Source organism: Flavobacterium sp. RNTU_13, from assembly GCF_046614455.1.
Lineage (GTDB): Bacteria > Bacteroidota > Bacteroidia > Flavobacteriales > Flavobacteriaceae > Flavobacterium.
Map to the genome: position 1 here is coordinate 1,096,249 of NZ_JBKJHB010000001.1, position 15,779 is coordinate 1,112,027.

Below are 15,779 nucleotides of genomic sequence, written 5' to 3' on the forward strand. Positions count from 1 at the left end.
AAAAACACTCATATAAAATTATACTGACATGATTTTAGAAATGAAAGTTCCCTCTCCGGGGGAATCGATTACCGAAGTAGAAATCGCTACATGGCTGGTAAAGGATGGTGACTATGTGGAGAAAGACCAGGCCATAGCCGAAGTAGATTCAGATAAAGCTACCCTGGAGCTTCCTGCCGAAGCTGCGGGTATTATTACCCTTAAGGCAGAAGAAGGCGACGCTGTAAAAGTGGGCCAGGTAGTTTGCCTTATAGATACCGGCGCGGCTAAGCCTGCCGGAGGTGCTGCTCCTGCTCCTGCAGCCGAAGAAAAGAAAGAAGAACCTAAGAAAGAAGAACCGAAAGCGGCTGCTCCTGCACCGGCTCCGGCTGCCCCTGCTGCTACATACGCTACAGGTACACCTTCGCCTGCGGCTAAAAAAATACTTGATGAAAAAGCCATAGACCCAGCTACTGTAACCGGTACAGGTAAAGGCGGACGCATTACTAAAGACGACGCTGTAAACGCTAAAGCCAGTATGGGTACTCCTACAGGCGGTAACCGCAGCAGCGAGCGTACTAAACTAAGCATGCTACGCCGTAAAGTGGCAGAGCGCCTTGTGGCTGCCAAAAACGAAACGGCTATGCTTACTACCTTTAACGAGGTAAACATGACGCCGATAAACAACATTCGTAACGAGTATAAAGACGCGTTTAAGGCTAAGCACGGTGGTGTAAGCCTTGGTTATATGTCGTTCTTTACAAAGGCGGTAACCCGCGCGCTACAACTGTTCCCGGATGTTAACTCTATGATAGATGGTGATTTTAAAACCAGCTACGATTTCTGCGATATTTCTATTGCCGTATCGGGTCCTAAAGGGCTTATGGTACCGGTAGTGCGTAATGCAGAGGCACTTACTTTCCGTGGTATTGAGGCAGAAATCAAGCGTCTTGCGCTTCGTGCCCGTGACGGACAGATTACTGTAGATGATATGACCGGTGGTACCTTTACCATTACTAACGGTGGTGTATTCGGCAGTATGCTGTCTACGCCTATCATTAACCCTCCTCAGAGTGGTATCCTTGGTATGCACAACATTATAGAGCGTCCTATTGCTGTAAACGGTAAAGTGGAAATTCACCCTATGATGTACGTGGCGCTTTCTTACGACCACCGTATTATCGACGGTCGTGAGTCTGTAGGTTTCCTTGTAGCGGTTAAAGAAGCCCTTGAAAACCCTGTGGAACTTCTTATGGACAACAACCCTAAGAAAGCCCTGGAACTATAGTATATATTTAGTCAGTATATATAAAAACCGCCACTGTAAAGTGGCGGTTTTTTTGTTATTACTTATTCAGAATAATTTCAGCAAGTTTTCTATCATGTCTTTTGGTGTAAACTCTACTATTTACTAGCCAATACATCATTCCCAAACAGAGAACAGTGATTACTATCGAGATCAAATGTATTCCCAACCAAAAGTATACCCCTGTAATTATCAGGATAAGTATCACTTCCAAAATGTAACGGTGTTTTTCTTTAAGTCGTTCCCTGATAATCTTTTTATTCCCTGAGCCTTTGTGTAGCCTCTCGTTAATCTTTTTTGCCAACCGGTCAATGCTATATTCATCTTCTAATTCCGCTAGCCTAAAGCAAATTCCAAATTCAAGCTCAAGGCCATCCATAAATCGGTAATACTTTTTGGTACCCTTAAAAGAGTTTTTTAAAGTACCCTTTTTAGCAGGGGGTTCAATAAGATAACTGAAAAGATTATCAGTGTTGTAAGAAGCATGTATATCCTGCCTCTCCTGCAGGAATACTTTTATTATTCGTTCTTTTATTTCTTCTGTTTCCATTAAATTTCGGTGGGTGTTTTTTCATCTTCAAAGTATCACTCCTGCTTAGGCGTAGTGCCCCAGCCTGTTAAGGTATGCTGTAAGTGCCTGGGCTTTATCGTGTACATTGGTATAAAAGAAAAACTCCAATTTAAGCTCGCACGTTTCTGTAACATTCAGTTTACGAAGTTGCCCCAGGGTTTGTGTGGCCATTTGTGCCTGATTTGTTTTGTTAGCCGCATACGCAGATGGAGAAACGAACGGTTTGGCTTTAGGCTTAAAAAAATCCAATATTCCCATAACAGCTGTTGGTTAGTTAATAGCGTAAATATAAAAACTTCTGCATAAACTTGTACCACAGGCTACAAATAATAAACCCTGCCGATTAGGGCAGGGTATTAGTGCAAACGTGCACTGTAAGTTATATTAGTGGCGGTTTTTTTGAATAATCGCTTTAGTAGTTTATGTTGAAAACACCATCGGTTATTACAGCGATGTTGCCTGTAGATGTGCCTATCGGTCCGCTAAATGTCCCTTTCAGGTGGTGATCATCACTTTGTGTAAAGTACATAATGTAGTTGCCAAACGCGCCGTTTGTAGTACCACTATAAAGGGTGCCGTTAATATTGAATTTAGCACTGCCTTGGTTACCCAGGCGGCCTTTGTATACACCAAAATCAAAGCTGGTGCCGGCACCATCTGTAGCAACGGCAGTTAAAATAAAATCTCCATTTGCTTCAGGAGGCCTGGCTGTTACGTTTGCTGTATTAAGGGTTTTTGCTACGCCGTTTATTTTAAAAGACACCGTGGTAGCCGAATTGTTGTTACTGCCGTTGCTTTTATTATCGTCACCAGAACAAGAGTTTAGTAAAAGTAAGCAGGCAGAGATACCTGCAAAAAGTAAATTTTTTTTCATTTTATTCCTAATTTAAAATCGGCTTCTGTAAGCCTTAAAAATGTGTAGTAACACCTTATTCAAGTGTCTTTAACTTTGGGTTGTTCAGTAACAACCGTTTTTTTAGTAAAATGCAGTCAACTGATAATTTAGTAGTTTATGTCGAAAGAACCTTCAGTTACCTGCGCCCTGCTATTACTGCCTGTGGCAGCATAGTTAATAATTTCGCCGCTAAATGTTCCCTTTAGGTGGTGCTCATCGTTTTGGGTGAAGTATATTATAAAATCTGAGCTTCCTGTTGAGTAAAAATTTTCATCTATATAGAAATTTGCAGAGCCTTGGTCACCTACCCGTCCTCTGTATATTTGAAAGTCGAAGTTTGCTTTTTTACCATCGGTTGCGGCAGCCCAAAGGTAAACATCCCCGTCAGCTTCCGGAGTCCTGAGTGCTACTGATGTTGTGTTAAGTGTTTTTGCTACGCCATTAATTTTAAAAGTCACTTTACCGGTAGAGCCGGTGCTACTACTGTTGTCAGTACTGTTATTGTCGTCATTAGAACAAGATCCCAGCAAAAGGGAACAGGCAGAAATTCCTGCAAAAAGTAAAATCTTTTTCATTATAGTTATTAGTAATTTATCGATTGCAATATATGTTATTAAAAGTTTGCCCAGTATCCCCATTGATAGGGATAAAGCTCAAGGGTGTGTTGTTGGTAATTTGTCAATGTTGCAAACTAAAGGTTTACATAATAGCTGTTGGTTATTGGCGTAAATATAAAAACTTCTGCACAAATGCGTACTAACAGGCTCTTAATAATAAACCCTGCCGGTTAGGGCAGGGTATTAGTGCAAACATGCAATGTAACTTTTATTAGTAGGTTGCCTTAATTGTACCGTTTTATACCGGGAAACAGCGTTTCTTAGTTTTTAGTCCTTAGCAGTTTTATTTGCCCCGGTACTATAGCTTTGAATCGGTTTAGTATTTTAGTTGCTTTCCAGTCTTGCCGGTGGGGTCACTACACTCCCTTTGGCGTTAACATACGGGTAAAAGTTTCTTCAATAATTAGGTTGGTAAAGGTTTTGCACGCGCTCTCTCAGGGTACAAACATAGTTAATTCCCTTAACAGTGTGTTAAATTAATTTCGCCTGAAACCTATTTTTTAACAATTTTTGAGGTTTTTAAGTAACCATTACCCTCCACGCGTACAAAATACACCCCGGGAGCCAACTCGCTGAGGTTCAGTTGTGCCGAAACATTGCCTACTGCATTACGGTACACACATGCTCCAAGGGTATTATAAACCGCTACGGTACTAATAACGTTGTTATTTGTTACTGTAAGCACATGGCTAACAGGGTTAGGGTACAGCTGCAACCTGTTTTTATCAAGCGCTTCGGTGCCGGCTGCAAGGCGGGCGGTAACGCCAAGCGGAATGCTTTTTCCGGAATTAAAAACCTGTGTTGCATAGTAGGTGGTGCCATCGGTAAGCGGTGTGTTTGTGGGTAGTGGTGTTATTAAGGCACGTTCAGCATACCAGGCTATATTAGTACCGTTAACGGTAAGGTTGGCTATGGTTTCACCTTCGGTAAAGGTTTGTTCGGTATCGCCTTCCGGAGCGTCCATCACCTCAAATGAGATAACAAACATATTGCCGCAAGTGTCCTGAACATTTATGGTATACCCACCTGCCGACAGGTTTGTAAATGTAGGCAAGCTTTGTGAAAAGGGTAAAATTTGCTCATATAACGGCGGTGCGTTAACTATGGTAAAAATGTAACCCTCGGTATTCGACGTAGTATTTAGTGTTATGCTGCTACCGTTTTGCATAACTTCAAGCGCAGTAATGCCCGATGATAGATAGGCTTGCTCCACTATGCTAAAGCAGCCCGAGTTATCATCATTCAGCCTTATCCACACCGTGCCAGATCCTGCTGCAGAATATTGCTGTGGCGTAGCTATTGCGGCTGTACCCGTAAAAGCATCTTCTTCGGTTTCGTAATATGTAGCGGTATAATTGCTGTACAAGGCACTGTTTTCGGTTAGGTTTATAGTGCCACAGTAGTGTATTGCGGGTAAGCTTGGTATCATGGGTTGCTGCGTTGTTTGCAGCGTAAGGGTGGTAAAGGCCGCGCAGTTGTTTTGCGTGTTGCGTACCATAACAAATACCGTTTGCGGGTTGGTGGTATTTATGTAAGTACCCGGGTTAGTTATAGCGCCACCCGATACATCTTGCTGGTAAAAGGTAACCGTAAGGTTTTCTGCATCAGGTTCGTTTTGCAGTATTTCGGGCAGGGCGTTGTTAAGGTTAAATATGGTAAAGCCATCCGGGGTGCCGTCGGCATCGCACAATACTATGGGGGTAGGGGTAGTAAGCTGTGGCGCTACGTTAATGTAAAGTTGCAGGTCCGCATACCCTGCGTTTTCAGGGTTTTCTATTTCCCAAACCTTAACTATAATGGTTTGGCTAAACGGTGTGGTGTTCGTAAAAAATTCAGGTAGCTGGCCGGTATTGTCCATAGCGGCAACCATATTAGGGAAGAAGCCTACCCTGTAGGTTTGTTCAGGAAACGTGGCCTGCAGGTTTTGCCTTACGGGTGTAAGGGCTACTGTGGCAAAGCCGTCGGTATCTAAATCACATTGGGATACAGCGGGCTGTGGCGGCACGTTTATCTGGCTGTGGCCTGCCATAGCACCGATAAGGAGTAAAAGAACGTAGAGTTTTTTCATACGGTTTTGGTTTTAATGTAATGGTTGTATGGGATATTACTTTAAGTACAGGCAAAAGTTTTTATAATCTATAATGGCCTCGCCTTTTATAAGCACATCGGCACCTATAATGCCGTGTACGGGCTTGGCTTTGTAGTGGCTAAGCGCTTCGTTTACGTGGGTCATGTCAAAAATTACCAAACCAAAATCCTTATGTTTCCAGCGGCCCAGTTGCAGATAGTTGCTTAACGATGTTTGGGTTATCATTCCGGTACCTCCGGCTCCTGCGGCGCGGGTATCGCTGTCTTTGGCATATAGGGTAAACCGGTCTATGGCCTCAAAACCAACGCAACTGTTGCTGGCACCGGTGTCTAGTATAAATTTTCCTTCTATACCGTTTATTTTGCCTTTAATCAGTAAATGCTGGGTGCTGCTTAGTTTAAAGGTAATCCGTTTGTAGCCCTGTTTTGTTAACAGGGATTTCAGGTCGTTCATAGCTGTTTTTTAAAAAATAAGTTGGTCTTTGTAAAGTTAACCTTAAAAGTTGGTAATCCAAAGCCAAATTTTGCATCAACTTCGTATTTTTGCACGCGCTTTATTGCATATAATGATTTTTACCGATACACATACCCATTTATACTCAGAGGAGTTTGCCCAGGATCGCGATGCCATGATGCAGCGCGCATTTGCCGCCGGGGTTACCCGCCTGTTTGTACCTGCCATAGACAGTGCCTATGCGCCGGGCATGTACGCCGTGCAGGAGCAGTACCCCGAAAATGTTTTTATGATGATGGGGCTACACCCCACACACGTTAAAGAAAATTACGAGGAAGAACTGGCCTTTGTGGCACAGGAGCTGGCGCGTACCGACAAGAAGTTTTATGCCGTAGGCGAAATAGGGGTAGACCTCTTTTGGGACAAAACCCTGTTAGCCCAGCAGCAGGATGCTTTCTCACGGCAGATAGCCCTGGCCAAACAATACGGCCTGCCCATAAACATACACTGCCGCGATGCTTTTAACGAAACCTTTGATGTGCTGGAGAGCCACAAAGGCGCCGGGCTTTACGGTATATTTCACTGCTTTACCGGCACGCAGGAACAGGCCGAACGTGCCATAGGCTACGGCATGAAGCTGGGCATAGGCGGTGTGGCTACGTTTAAAAACGGTAAAATAGATCAGTTTTTAAAAGACATAGACCCTAAGCACATAGTGCTGGAAACCGATGCGCCTTACCTGGCACCCGTGCCCCACAGAGGCAAGCGAAACGAAAGCGCCTACGTGGTGCTGGTAGCCGAAAAACTGGCCGAAATATATGGACTGAGTGTGCAGGAAATAGCACAGATTACCACACGAAACAGCAAAGACATATACGGTATTTAATGCCGAAACGGGGCAAAATCCGATTAATTTTTGTTCATTTGTACCATCACCTTAAAAAACCCAAGAACAGAAGCACATGCAGAAATTTGATCATATAAGGCCTTTTTACGACAGCGAAGTAAATGAGGCACTGCGTAGCGTAATAAACCACCCTATGATGAAAGCGCTCATGAGTTTCACCTTCCCCGAAATGAGCGAAGAAGAATGGAAGGCACAGCTGCTGCGCACCCATTCTAAACGGGATTTTCAGGCTAATTTTATTTATCATGCCATACACATGATCCTGCAAAAAAGTTCGGAAGGGCTTACCACCTCGGGTTTTGAAAATCTGGAGCCGCATACCTCGTATCTTTATATAAGCAACCACCGAGATATTATACTGGACACCTCGCTGCTAAACGTTACCCTGCTGGAAAAAGGCCTTACCATGACCGCCAGTGCCATAGGCGATAACCTGGTGCAAAAGCCTTTTTTACTTACCCTTTCGCGCCTTAACCGAAACTTTTTGGTACAGCGCGGCCTTTCGCCAAGAGAGCTGCTGCAAAGCAGTAAGCTTATGAGCGAGTACATGTACCACCTTATTCGCCGCGAAAACCGCAGCGTATGGATAGCCCAGCGCGAAGGCCGTACTAAAGATGGTAACGATGCTACACAGCAAGGGGTGCTAAAAATGCTTACCATGGCTAATGAAGGCCAGCCGCTTACAGAGTTTTTCCGTAAGCTGAAAATAGTGCCGGTAAGTATTTCGTATGAGTACGACCCTACCGATGCCCTTAAAATGCCGCAGCTTTTGGCTAAAGCCAATGATGAGGTGTACGTTAAGGAAAAGAACGAAGATTTTAATAACCTGCTTAGTGGTATCATTGGCCAAAAGAAGCGCATACACCTGCATGTAGGCAAGGTTATAGATGCTGAACTTGATGATATTGCAGCACTTACAGATAATGCCAATAAGCAAATACAGGCCCTTACCCAGGTGCTGGATGAGGCCATTATAAAAGGGTACAAGCTTTGGCCTACAAACTACATAGCGTACGACCTTATGCACGGCAACACACAGTTTGCCGATAGGTATACCGAAAAGGAAAAGCAGGTCTTTGAGCGCAGGCTGGAAATGCGCATAGATGAAGACAACAAAATACTGCGCGATGGTTTCCTGGCAATGTATGCTAACCCTGTGGTAAATAAGCTAAAGTATGACCACGCCTAAGCCACGCATACTGCTGCTGTACACCGGGGGTACCATAGGTATGGTAAAAAACTTTGATACCGGTGCCCTTAAGGTATTCAACTTTAAAAAACTGCTGCAGCGCATACCCGAATTGCGCCAGCTTGATTGTGATATAGAAACCATATCGTTTGCCCACCCCATGGATTCCAGCGATATGAACCCCACCGGGTGGGAAAAAATGGCGCGTATAGTGGCAGAGCATTACCCTGATTTTGATGGGTTTGTAATACTGCACGGCAGCGATACCATGAGCTACTCTGCATCGGCGCTCAGCTTTATGCTGCACGGGCTGCAAAAGCCGGTGGTGTTTACGGGCTCTCAGCTGCCCATAGGCGACCTGCGTACTGATGCTAAGGAGAACCTGATTACCGCCATACAAATAGCCTCCCTGCGCGAGGATAACGCACCGGTAGTGCGCGAGGTGTGCCTGTATTTTGAATACAAGTTGTACCGTGGTAACCGTACTACTAAAATAAGCGCGGAGCATTTTAATGCGTTTACATCGCCTAACTACCCACCGCTTGCCGAAAGCGGCGTGCACCTGCGCGTAAACCGCGAGCAGTTGCTGCCCCGTACCACAGACAGCTTTAGCCTGCATACGGGTTTTAACGGAGATGTGGCTATTGTAAAAATGTTTCCGGGCATTACGGCACAGGTACTGCGTGCCATAACCACCATACCGGGCCTTAAAGGCATAGTGCTGGAAACCTACGGCAGTGGTAACGCTCCCAGTGGCGACTGGTTTATAGGCATACTGCAAAAAGCCATAGAAAGTGGTGTGCATGTAGTAAATGTAACCCAGTGCAGCGGTGGCCGTGTAAACATGGGCCAGTACGAAACCAGTACACTACTTAAGGAGATAGGTGTTATTAGCGGAGCCGATATTACTACCGAAGCCGCTATTACTAAAATGATGTACCTGCTGGGCCAGCCCGATGTGCCGGCGCATCGTTTTAAGCAGCTGTTTGAGGCGCCTATGTATGGCGAGCTTACGCAGTAGCTTGCACAGTGTGTAGTTTTAGCCTATTTTTGAAACTATAATTTTTTAGAGAGGTGGCCGAGTGGTCGAAGGCGCACGCCTGGAAAGTGTGTATACCTCAAAAGGGTATCGAGGGTTCGAATCCCTTCCTCTCTGCATAGTGAATCCTTATAAAATTGATTATCAGTTTTATAAAGATTTTTATTTTTGATATTTGTACGATTTCTTTACTGTGAACTACTTTAGCTTCAATTATTGATACAACCTAGAACCAAACCGCCCTATGAAAAGCAGCCTGCTTAGCGGTCCTATTTTACCAAAAAGAGTTGGCAACGATTTTACTTTACAGGTTATTTACTTGAATTTTACTACTGCGTAAGGTAATTTCTTACATATATCCTTCAGCAATATCCACAGATTTTAAGGGAGCCAATCATTACCTTAACTCACCGATTGGTGTGTTAGAAAAAAAATATAACAAAAAAATGAGGATTATACGAAAAAATTACCACTTGGTAGTAATTTATGTTAAATTTTGGTTATTGAGGGGTAAAAAGTTAAAAAATACCTACTAGTGGGAATGGCGAAATCATTTAATAATTGTTTCTTTGTCACTGAAAAAAACCTGGGACCGAGTTTTCTTACCACTATACCAATCAAACCGTTACGGAAATTAACCATCCGTTGCGTAAAATAGTGCGCCACTGTATTACTTGGTTCCTTATGTTAAAACCGAAAGTTTAACCAAGTATATACCTTAATGCATGAAAAAACTACTACTATTTTTCTGTTGCTTTTTTATTCTTTTTGCTTCGGCTCAAGAATTTAGCAAAGAAGCTTTTTCTGGCCAAAAGGATGACAAGCTCATCTTTATGGAGAACAGGGGGCAGGTAGCAGACGCTAAGGGCAACGCACGGGCAGATGTTTTATTCTCCGCCCGCAGCGGCAGCACCAGGCTCTGGTTGGCAAAAGATGCCATTTACTATCAGTTTTCTTACTCCGCCAGTGATAAGGCAGGCAAGAAACCACAACCGGGGGCTGTTATTACCACTCCCGAGAAAAAATCAAAACTAGAAACCCATCGTTTTTCCGTACACCTGGAAGGGGCAAACCCGAATGCGCAGGTGATTACAGAAAAGCAGTCGGTTTACACCGAAAATTATTACCTGGCACACTGCCCTAACGGCATAACCGGTGTAAGGGGATACGAAAAAATTACCTACAAAAACATTTATCCTAACATCGACTGGGTTGTTTACAGCAAGGCAGGATTTATGGAGTATGATTTTGTGGTAAACCCGGGCGGAAACCCTGCAGATATAAAACTAAAGGTAAAAGATGCTGACGCGGTAAATATAGAAAACGGCGAGCTGGTGCTAAAAACCAGGCTGGGCGAAGTACGCGAAAAACAGCCTGTAACCTTTGACAGCAACGGTAACGAAATTGCTACAAACTTTGTAAAAGTTAAAAAAAACACATTGGGTTTTGCGGGTAATTTCCCTACAAACACTACTTATCGTATAGATCCACAGGTTATTTGGGCTACATATTATGGTGGCATCAGTTATGAAAATAATGATAGGGTATGTGTAGATTCGCAGAATAATGTGTACCTGGGTGGCGACACCAGTAGTTCTTCAGGTATTGCTTCTGCAGGTTATGATACTTCGCTTGAAGGTACTAATGATATGTTCATTGCAAAATTTGATAGCTCAGGCAATCGTATATGGGCTACATACTACGGGGGTAGTGATACCGAAATTTTGTTTAATATTAAAACAGATAGTAGCGGTAACTTGTACGCAGTAGGAGATACAATGAGTACCTCTGGTGTAGCGGTAGGCGGTTTTGATACCACTTATGGCGGCGTTTGGGATGCATTGATTGTAAAATTCAATTCAAACGGTATCCGTCAATGGTCTACCTATTACGGAGGAGAATTTGGCGATGCAGCGTATGACTGTGCTATAGATAGCCAGGGTAACGTGTATGTGGCAGGCTACACTGCAAGTACTACCGGGGTTGCTTCAGGCGGCTTTCAAAATACGTATTCTAACAATACAGACGGTTTTATTGTAAAGTTTAACAGTAGCGGTTCAAGGTTATGGGGTACCTATTACGGTAATATTAACAATGATGTAATAAATAGTGTAGGTGTAGACAGCAATAACAATGTTTTTGTTGCCGGTACCACTAAAAGTACTACGGGTATTGCTACTTCGGGTAGTTTCCTTAGTACATTTCCGGGTACTACTGATCAGTATAATGCCTTTTTGGCTAAGTTTACGTCCTCTGGTTCCCGTATGTGGGGTACTTATTTTGGCGGAACAGCTGCAGAAGAATCAGGTATGCTGGCTGTAGCTGCAGATGGCAGCGTTTACATATCAGGCCATACTGCCAGTACTACAGGTATTGCTTCGGGCGGTTTCCAAAACACATTTGGTGGCTCTCAGAGCGTAAACTCTCCTGCCGATGCGTATCTGGCAAAATTTAGTAACGACGGCGCGTTAAACTGGAGTACATACTACGGAGGCAGTGGAGACGATTATTCTTCAGAGAGCAGCTTAGCCTTAGACAGTGCCGGAAACATTTACCTTTCAGGATATACCACCAGTAGCAGTAATATAGCTTCGGGTGGATTTTTAAATACCTACCAGGGGCAAACCGATGGTTTTATAGCTAAGTTTAGCAGTAGCGGCGCACGCGTATGGAGCAGCTATTTTGGCGGCACAGCATACGATATAATGTTAGGTTGCGCTGTAGATAGTACAAATGCGCTGTACCTTTCAGGCTTAACAATGAGTAACAGCGGCATAGCGCAGGGCGGTTTCCAAAACACCTACTCCGGCCAGTACGATGGTTACCTTGCAAAAATTTCGCAGGTAAATTGTGCAGCGCCCGTAAATGTAAGCGGTACCTTTACCTCGGCAAGTGCAGCCAGCTTAAGCTGGGCACCGGGTACTACCGGTACACCATCGGGGTATCAGTACGCGGTAACCACATCGGCCATGCCTCCGCCTTCAGGTACAGATACCACAGCCACCACTATAAATTCTTACCCGGTTTCGGCGGGCATAACCCAATATTTACACGTAAGGGCAAACTGTTCAGGCGAATTTAGCGCGTGGACCACTTCAGCACCTTTTTCTCAGTTAGTACAGGGAGATATATGTACCAGCGCCATAAACCTGGCTACACTTACAAGCCCTTATACGAGTACTACAACCGGTGCCAGCGCTAACTACGTAGGTACCGTTTGCCTTACAGAGCCTACAATACCATCGCCTGATTTATATTATTATTTATCAGTGCCAAATGGTGCTACACTTACGGTAACACAGGTAAGCAACAGCTACGATTCGGTTGTTTCGTTAGCCTACGGTAACTGTGCATCGCTTACACCAATAAGCTGTTATGACGACCCGGATGAGCAAACCGTGGCATGGACAAACACTACAGGCAGCGCTGTAAACGTGTACCTTATACAAGATGGTTTTAACGGATCTTCGGGTACGTTTACCATTTCATGGTCACTATTTACTGGTGCAGCCACCTGCGGCGCGCCTACCAATATAAGGGTGGGTAATATTGCCTCAAACAATGCTGCTCTTTATTGGGTAAATCCACCTACTGCTATACCAAGCGGTTACGAAGTATCTATAAGGCAATCATCAACCGGACCGGTAAGGACTAACAACGGTACTATAGATATTTTTTCTCCTACAACCGGTTCTCCTTTTCTGGCAACAGGGCTCGCCCCGGGCACCACGTACTACTACTGGATTCGCTCTGCATGTGGTACTAACTATGGCGCCTGGATATATGGCGGATCATTTACCACACTTTCTACTGTGGGTTGTACCACGGCTACCTACGGGCAGTTTCCATCAACCACCTATACGCCTTCTTGTACAGGTACTGCAGAAACCATCTCGCCAAACTGTTTTGCCAGTGAGTATACTTTGGTGCGTCTTTCGGCAGCTACAGAGTACACTTTTAGCAGTTCTGTAGCTACAGACTATATTACTATAACAGACGAGGCCGGTACAGTAACCCTGGCTAACGGTAGTACACCGTTGATTTGGAATACAGGAAATAACACCGGATTATTCCGTTACTATTTCCACGCCGATGCCTCTTGTGCCGCGCAAAATACAGCACGTACCAAGTTTATAAAATGTAATGCCGTAAGTTGTCCTGCACCTACTGCGCTTAGTACAACCGGTACTACAACATCTGGCGTCGCTATTTTGTGGAATGCACCAACCGTTAACGCTCCGGCAGGGTATGAAGTGTATTTTTCTACAAACAACACTACGCCGCCGGCAGTAACTACTGGTGTTCCTAATACTACTACAGGTACAACATTTATAACCACTACGCTTTCTCCGTTTACCACATATTACTACTGGGTACGTTCGTTATGTACAAATGGTACAGGTAGCTGGGTAGCGGGTGGCAGCTTTACTACATTGGCCTGTACTAATGCTACATACAATCAGTACCCTTCTACTACGTATACGCCACTGTGCACGGGCAGTAATGAGACGATTACTCCGAGTGCCTATGCAGGCGAATACAGTATGGTTAACCTTACAGCAAATACGCAGTACACCTTTAGCAGCTCTATTGCTACAGATTATGTTACCATAACCAACCAAACAGGTAGTACAGTATTTGCCTCGGGCATTACGCCACTGGTTTGGAACTCGGCTAATAACAGCGGCTCATTCCGTTATTATTTCCACACTAACAATACTTGTGGTGAGCAGGCCGCAAGCAGGGTAAGGTACATACGATGTGGCTCTGCACCGTGTAATCCGCCTTCAAATCCTGCGGTGTCTAATATCACGTATTCATTTGCCACTATATTATGGTCGGGTGCAGCAGGAAGCAATGTTTCCGGCTACCAGGTGGAGGTATCTACATCGCCTACAACACCATCTAACGCTCTTAGTGTTGTAACAAGTTCTACAGGTAATTCATATATTGCTTCAGGCCTGGCAGGAAATACCCAGTATTACTACTGGGTACGCACCATTTGTAATGGCGTACCGGGTGTATGGGTAGCAGGTCAGCCATTTAGTACATTACCGTGTACCAATGCGTCTTACGGACAATACCCAAATACAGTATATACCCCAGTGTGTACCGGTACAAACGTAACAATTACAGCTGCTTCTTATGCAGGAGAGTATACTAAGATTAACCTTAACGCAAATACAGAATATACATTTAGCAGTTCTGTACCTACCGATTATATTACCATAACAACCGAAGACGGAGTTACAGTACTGGCATCTGGAGTAACACCATTAATCTGGAACACCGGTTCTAATTCGGGTGTACTACGTTATTACTTCCACACCAATTCATCTTGCGGCGAGAGCAATACAAACAGGAGCAAGTTTATAAAATGTTCTACGTGTGCTACGCCGGCTCCGGCAGTTTTGGCACAAACGCTGTGTGGCGGTTCCGATGTTTCTGATATTGTGGCTTCGGGTTCAAATATTAAATGGTACCAAAGTGCTACAAGTACTACGCCATTGGCCAATAGTACACTGGTGTCTACAAATACGTATTATGTTACCCAAACCATTAACGGTTGCGAAAGCCCAAGGGCTACCGTACAAATCACGGTAAACACTACACCGCCTCCTACAGCACCAGATTTCACACTGTGTGATGGTTCTACTGTGGCAAACCTTACCGCTACAGGTACTAATATTAAATGGTACGATATTGATTTTGGCGGAACACCGCTGGCAAGTAATACGCCGCTGGTTTCAGGTTTGTATTTTGTTACCCAAACCGTTAACGGTTGCGAAAGTGCCAGAAATGTAGTTACTGTAAATATAGCAACACCTCCGGCTCCAAATGTAGAATTTACTACACCTTCATGTACCGCAAATACAGGAAGCTTAACCGTGGTTTTCCCTCAGGGTGCCGGTTATACGTACTCTATAAACGGCGGTAACAGCTATCAGTCGTCTCCGGAGTTTCTTAACCTTGCAGCAAATACATACTATGTTTACTACAAAGATGCTACAGGTTGTAGATCAGAGTTACTTCAGGTAACTATAGAGGGTGGCTCAACACCACCGGCTACGCCTACGGTAACTGTAGTTCAGCCAACATGTGCAGTGGGTACAGCTACCATTACGGTAAACTCTCCGCTAACCCAGGGGCTTACCTATAGCATCAACGGTAACGATTATCAAACCTCAAATGTGTTTAATAACGTTGCTTCTGGAGTTTATGTGGTAACAGTTAAAAACCCTGCCGGATGTGTTTCAAACGGATTCCCGGTTTCTATAACTGCGGCTCCGTCGGGTCCGTCTGCGCCAACAGTAAATACAACGCAACCTACATGTTCAGTTGCTACAGGTTCGATAGCAATCACTGCTCCTACAGGAACAGGCATGACGTATAGTATAGATGGTTCAACCTACCAGGCATCAGCTACCTTTACAGGTGTTGCGGCGGGTACATATTCAGTAACAGCTAAAAACGCTGCGGGTTGTATCTCGACTGCGACTTCGGTAACGATAAACGCTGCTCCGGCTGCGCCGACAGCACCGGTTGCTACTTTGGTTCAACCAACGTGTTCGGTTGCTACAGGTTCAATAACAATCACTACTCCGACAGGAACAGGTATGACCTACAGTATCAACGGAACTACCTACCAGGCATCGGCTACCTTTACAGGTGTTACAGCAGGTACGTATTCTGTTACAGCTAAAAACGCTGCGGGTTGTATCTCTACGGCTACA

General features: G+C 44.5%; 11 protein-coding genes and 1 tRNA gene. 6 read left to right on the forward strand and 6 right to left on the reverse strand.

The genetic code is table 11. The features are described from left to right. Positions 1-28: 28 nt before the first annotated feature. Entirely contained in the window at positions 29-1,267 is a 1,239-nt protein-coding gene (gene odhB / locus ACLI08_RS04980; protein ID WP_411427354.1) for a 2-oxoglutarate dehydrogenase complex dihydrolipoyllysine-residue succinyltransferase, read from the forward strand. A gap of 58 nt (positions 1,268-1,325) precedes the next feature. On the opposite strand, the gene ACLI08_RS04985 is transcribed toward odhB, so the two are convergent. From ACLI08_RS04985 to ACLI08_RS05010, 6 genes are all read right to left on the reverse strand, one after another. Next, positions 1,326-1,835 carry a hypothetical protein gene (locus ACLI08_RS04985; protein WP_411427355.1) on the reverse strand — a complete coding sequence of 170 codons (510 nt, stop codon included), beginning with the start codon at positions 1,833-1,835 and terminating at the stop codon, positions 1,326-1,328. Positions 1,836-1,880: 45 nt separating this feature from the next. After that, a complete protein-coding gene (locus tag ACLI08_RS04990) occupies positions 1,881-2,114 on the reverse strand; it encodes a hypothetical protein (protein WP_411427356.1) in 234 nt (77 codons plus the stop codon). A gap of 154 nt (positions 2,115-2,268) precedes the next feature. Beyond that, positions 2,269-2,730, reverse strand: coding sequence for a hypothetical protein (locus ACLI08_RS04995; RefSeq protein ID WP_411427357.1), 462 nt, complete (start codon positions 2,728-2,730; stop codon positions 2,269-2,271). Positions 2,731-2,858: 128 nt separating this feature from the next. Continuing rightward, positions 2,859-3,326: a hypothetical protein gene (locus ACLI08_RS05000; protein ID WP_411427358.1), complete on the reverse strand. Its 468-nt coding sequence runs from the start codon at positions 3,324-3,326 to the stop codon at positions 2,859-2,861. Between the two features lie 535 nt (positions 3,327-3,861). Next, the gene (locus tag ACLI08_RS05005) at positions 3,862-5,436 is read right to left on the reverse strand and encodes a T9SS type A sorting domain-containing protein (RefSeq protein WP_411427359.1); all 1,575 of its coding nucleotides are present in this window, start codon (positions 5,434-5,436) and stop codon (positions 3,862-3,864) included. A 36-nt stretch (positions 5,437-5,472) separates the two neighbouring features. After that, positions 5,473-5,910, reverse strand: coding sequence for a retropepsin-like aspartic protease (locus ACLI08_RS05010; protein ID WP_411427360.1), 438 nt, complete (start codon positions 5,908-5,910; stop codon positions 5,473-5,475). 112 nt (positions 5,911-6,022) lie between these two features. Between ACLI08_RS05010 and ACLI08_RS05015 the strand changes: the two genes are divergently transcribed. The 5 genes from ACLI08_RS05015 to ACLI08_RS05035 form a co-directional block, all read left to right on the forward strand. Then, positions 6,023-6,796, forward strand: a complete 774-nt coding sequence (locus ACLI08_RS05015) for a TatD family hydrolase (protein WP_411427361.1) — start codon at positions 6,023-6,025, stop codon at positions 6,794-6,796. Positions 6,797-6,872: 76 nt separating this feature from the next. Beyond that, entirely contained in the window at positions 6,873-8,006 is a 1,134-nt protein-coding gene (locus ACLI08_RS05020) for a 1-acyl-sn-glycerol-3-phosphate acyltransferase (RefSeq protein ID WP_411427362.1), read from the forward strand. Then, positions 7,993-9,027: an asparaginase gene (locus ACLI08_RS05025; protein WP_411427363.1), complete on the forward strand. Its 1,035-nt coding sequence runs from the start codon at positions 7,993-7,995 to the stop codon at positions 9,025-9,027. Before ACLI08_RS05020 ends, ACLI08_RS05025 begins: the two co-directional genes overlap by 14 nt. Before the next feature lie 47 nt (positions 9,028-9,074). Beyond that, positions 9,075-9,162, forward strand: a tRNA-Ser gene (locus ACLI08_RS05030). A 608-nt stretch (positions 9,163-9,770) separates the two neighbouring features. Continuing rightward, a partial coding sequence (locus ACLI08_RS05035; protein ID WP_411427364.1) for a fibronectin type III domain-containing protein occupies positions 9,771-15,779 on the forward strand: 6,009 nt, incomplete at its 3' end.

Excerpts from the sequence above, each read along its gene's own strand:
- ACLI08_RS04985 (WP_411427355.1), bottom strand. The coding sequence starts at position 1,835 with ATGGAAACAGAAGAAATAAAAGAACGAATAATAAAAGTATTCCTGCAG.
- ACLI08_RS05005 (WP_411427359.1), bottom strand. The coding sequence starts at position 5,436 with ATGAAAAAACTCTACGTTCTTTTACTCCTTATCGGTGCTATGGCAGGC.
- ACLI08_RS05025 (WP_411427363.1), top strand. The coding sequence starts at position 7,993 with ATGACCACGCCTAAGCCACGCATACTGCTGCTGTACACCGGGGGTACC.
- odhB (WP_411427354.1), top strand. The coding sequence starts at position 29 with ATGATTTTAGAAATGAAAGTTCCCTCTCCGGGGGAATCGATTACCGAA.
- ACLI08_RS04990 (WP_411427356.1), bottom strand. The coding sequence starts at position 2,114 with ATGGGAATATTGGATTTTTTTAAGCCTAAAGCCAAACCGTTCGTTTCT.
- ACLI08_RS04995 (WP_411427357.1), bottom strand. The coding sequence starts at position 2,730 with ATGAAAAAAAATTTACTTTTTGCAGGTATCTCTGCCTGCTTACTTTTA.
- ACLI08_RS05020 (WP_411427362.1), top strand. The coding sequence starts at position 6,873 with ATGCAGAAATTTGATCATATAAGGCCTTTTTACGACAGCGAAGTAAAT.
- ACLI08_RS05000 (WP_411427358.1), bottom strand. The coding sequence starts at position 3,326 with ATGAAAAAGATTTTACTTTTTGCAGGAATTTCTGCCTGTTCCCTTTTG.
- ACLI08_RS05010 (WP_411427360.1), bottom strand. The coding sequence starts at position 5,910 with ATGAACGACCTGAAATCCCTGTTAACAAAACAGGGCTACAAACGGATT.
- ACLI08_RS05015 (WP_411427361.1), top strand. The coding sequence starts at position 6,023 with ATGATTTTTACCGATACACATACCCATTTATACTCAGAGGAGTTTGCC.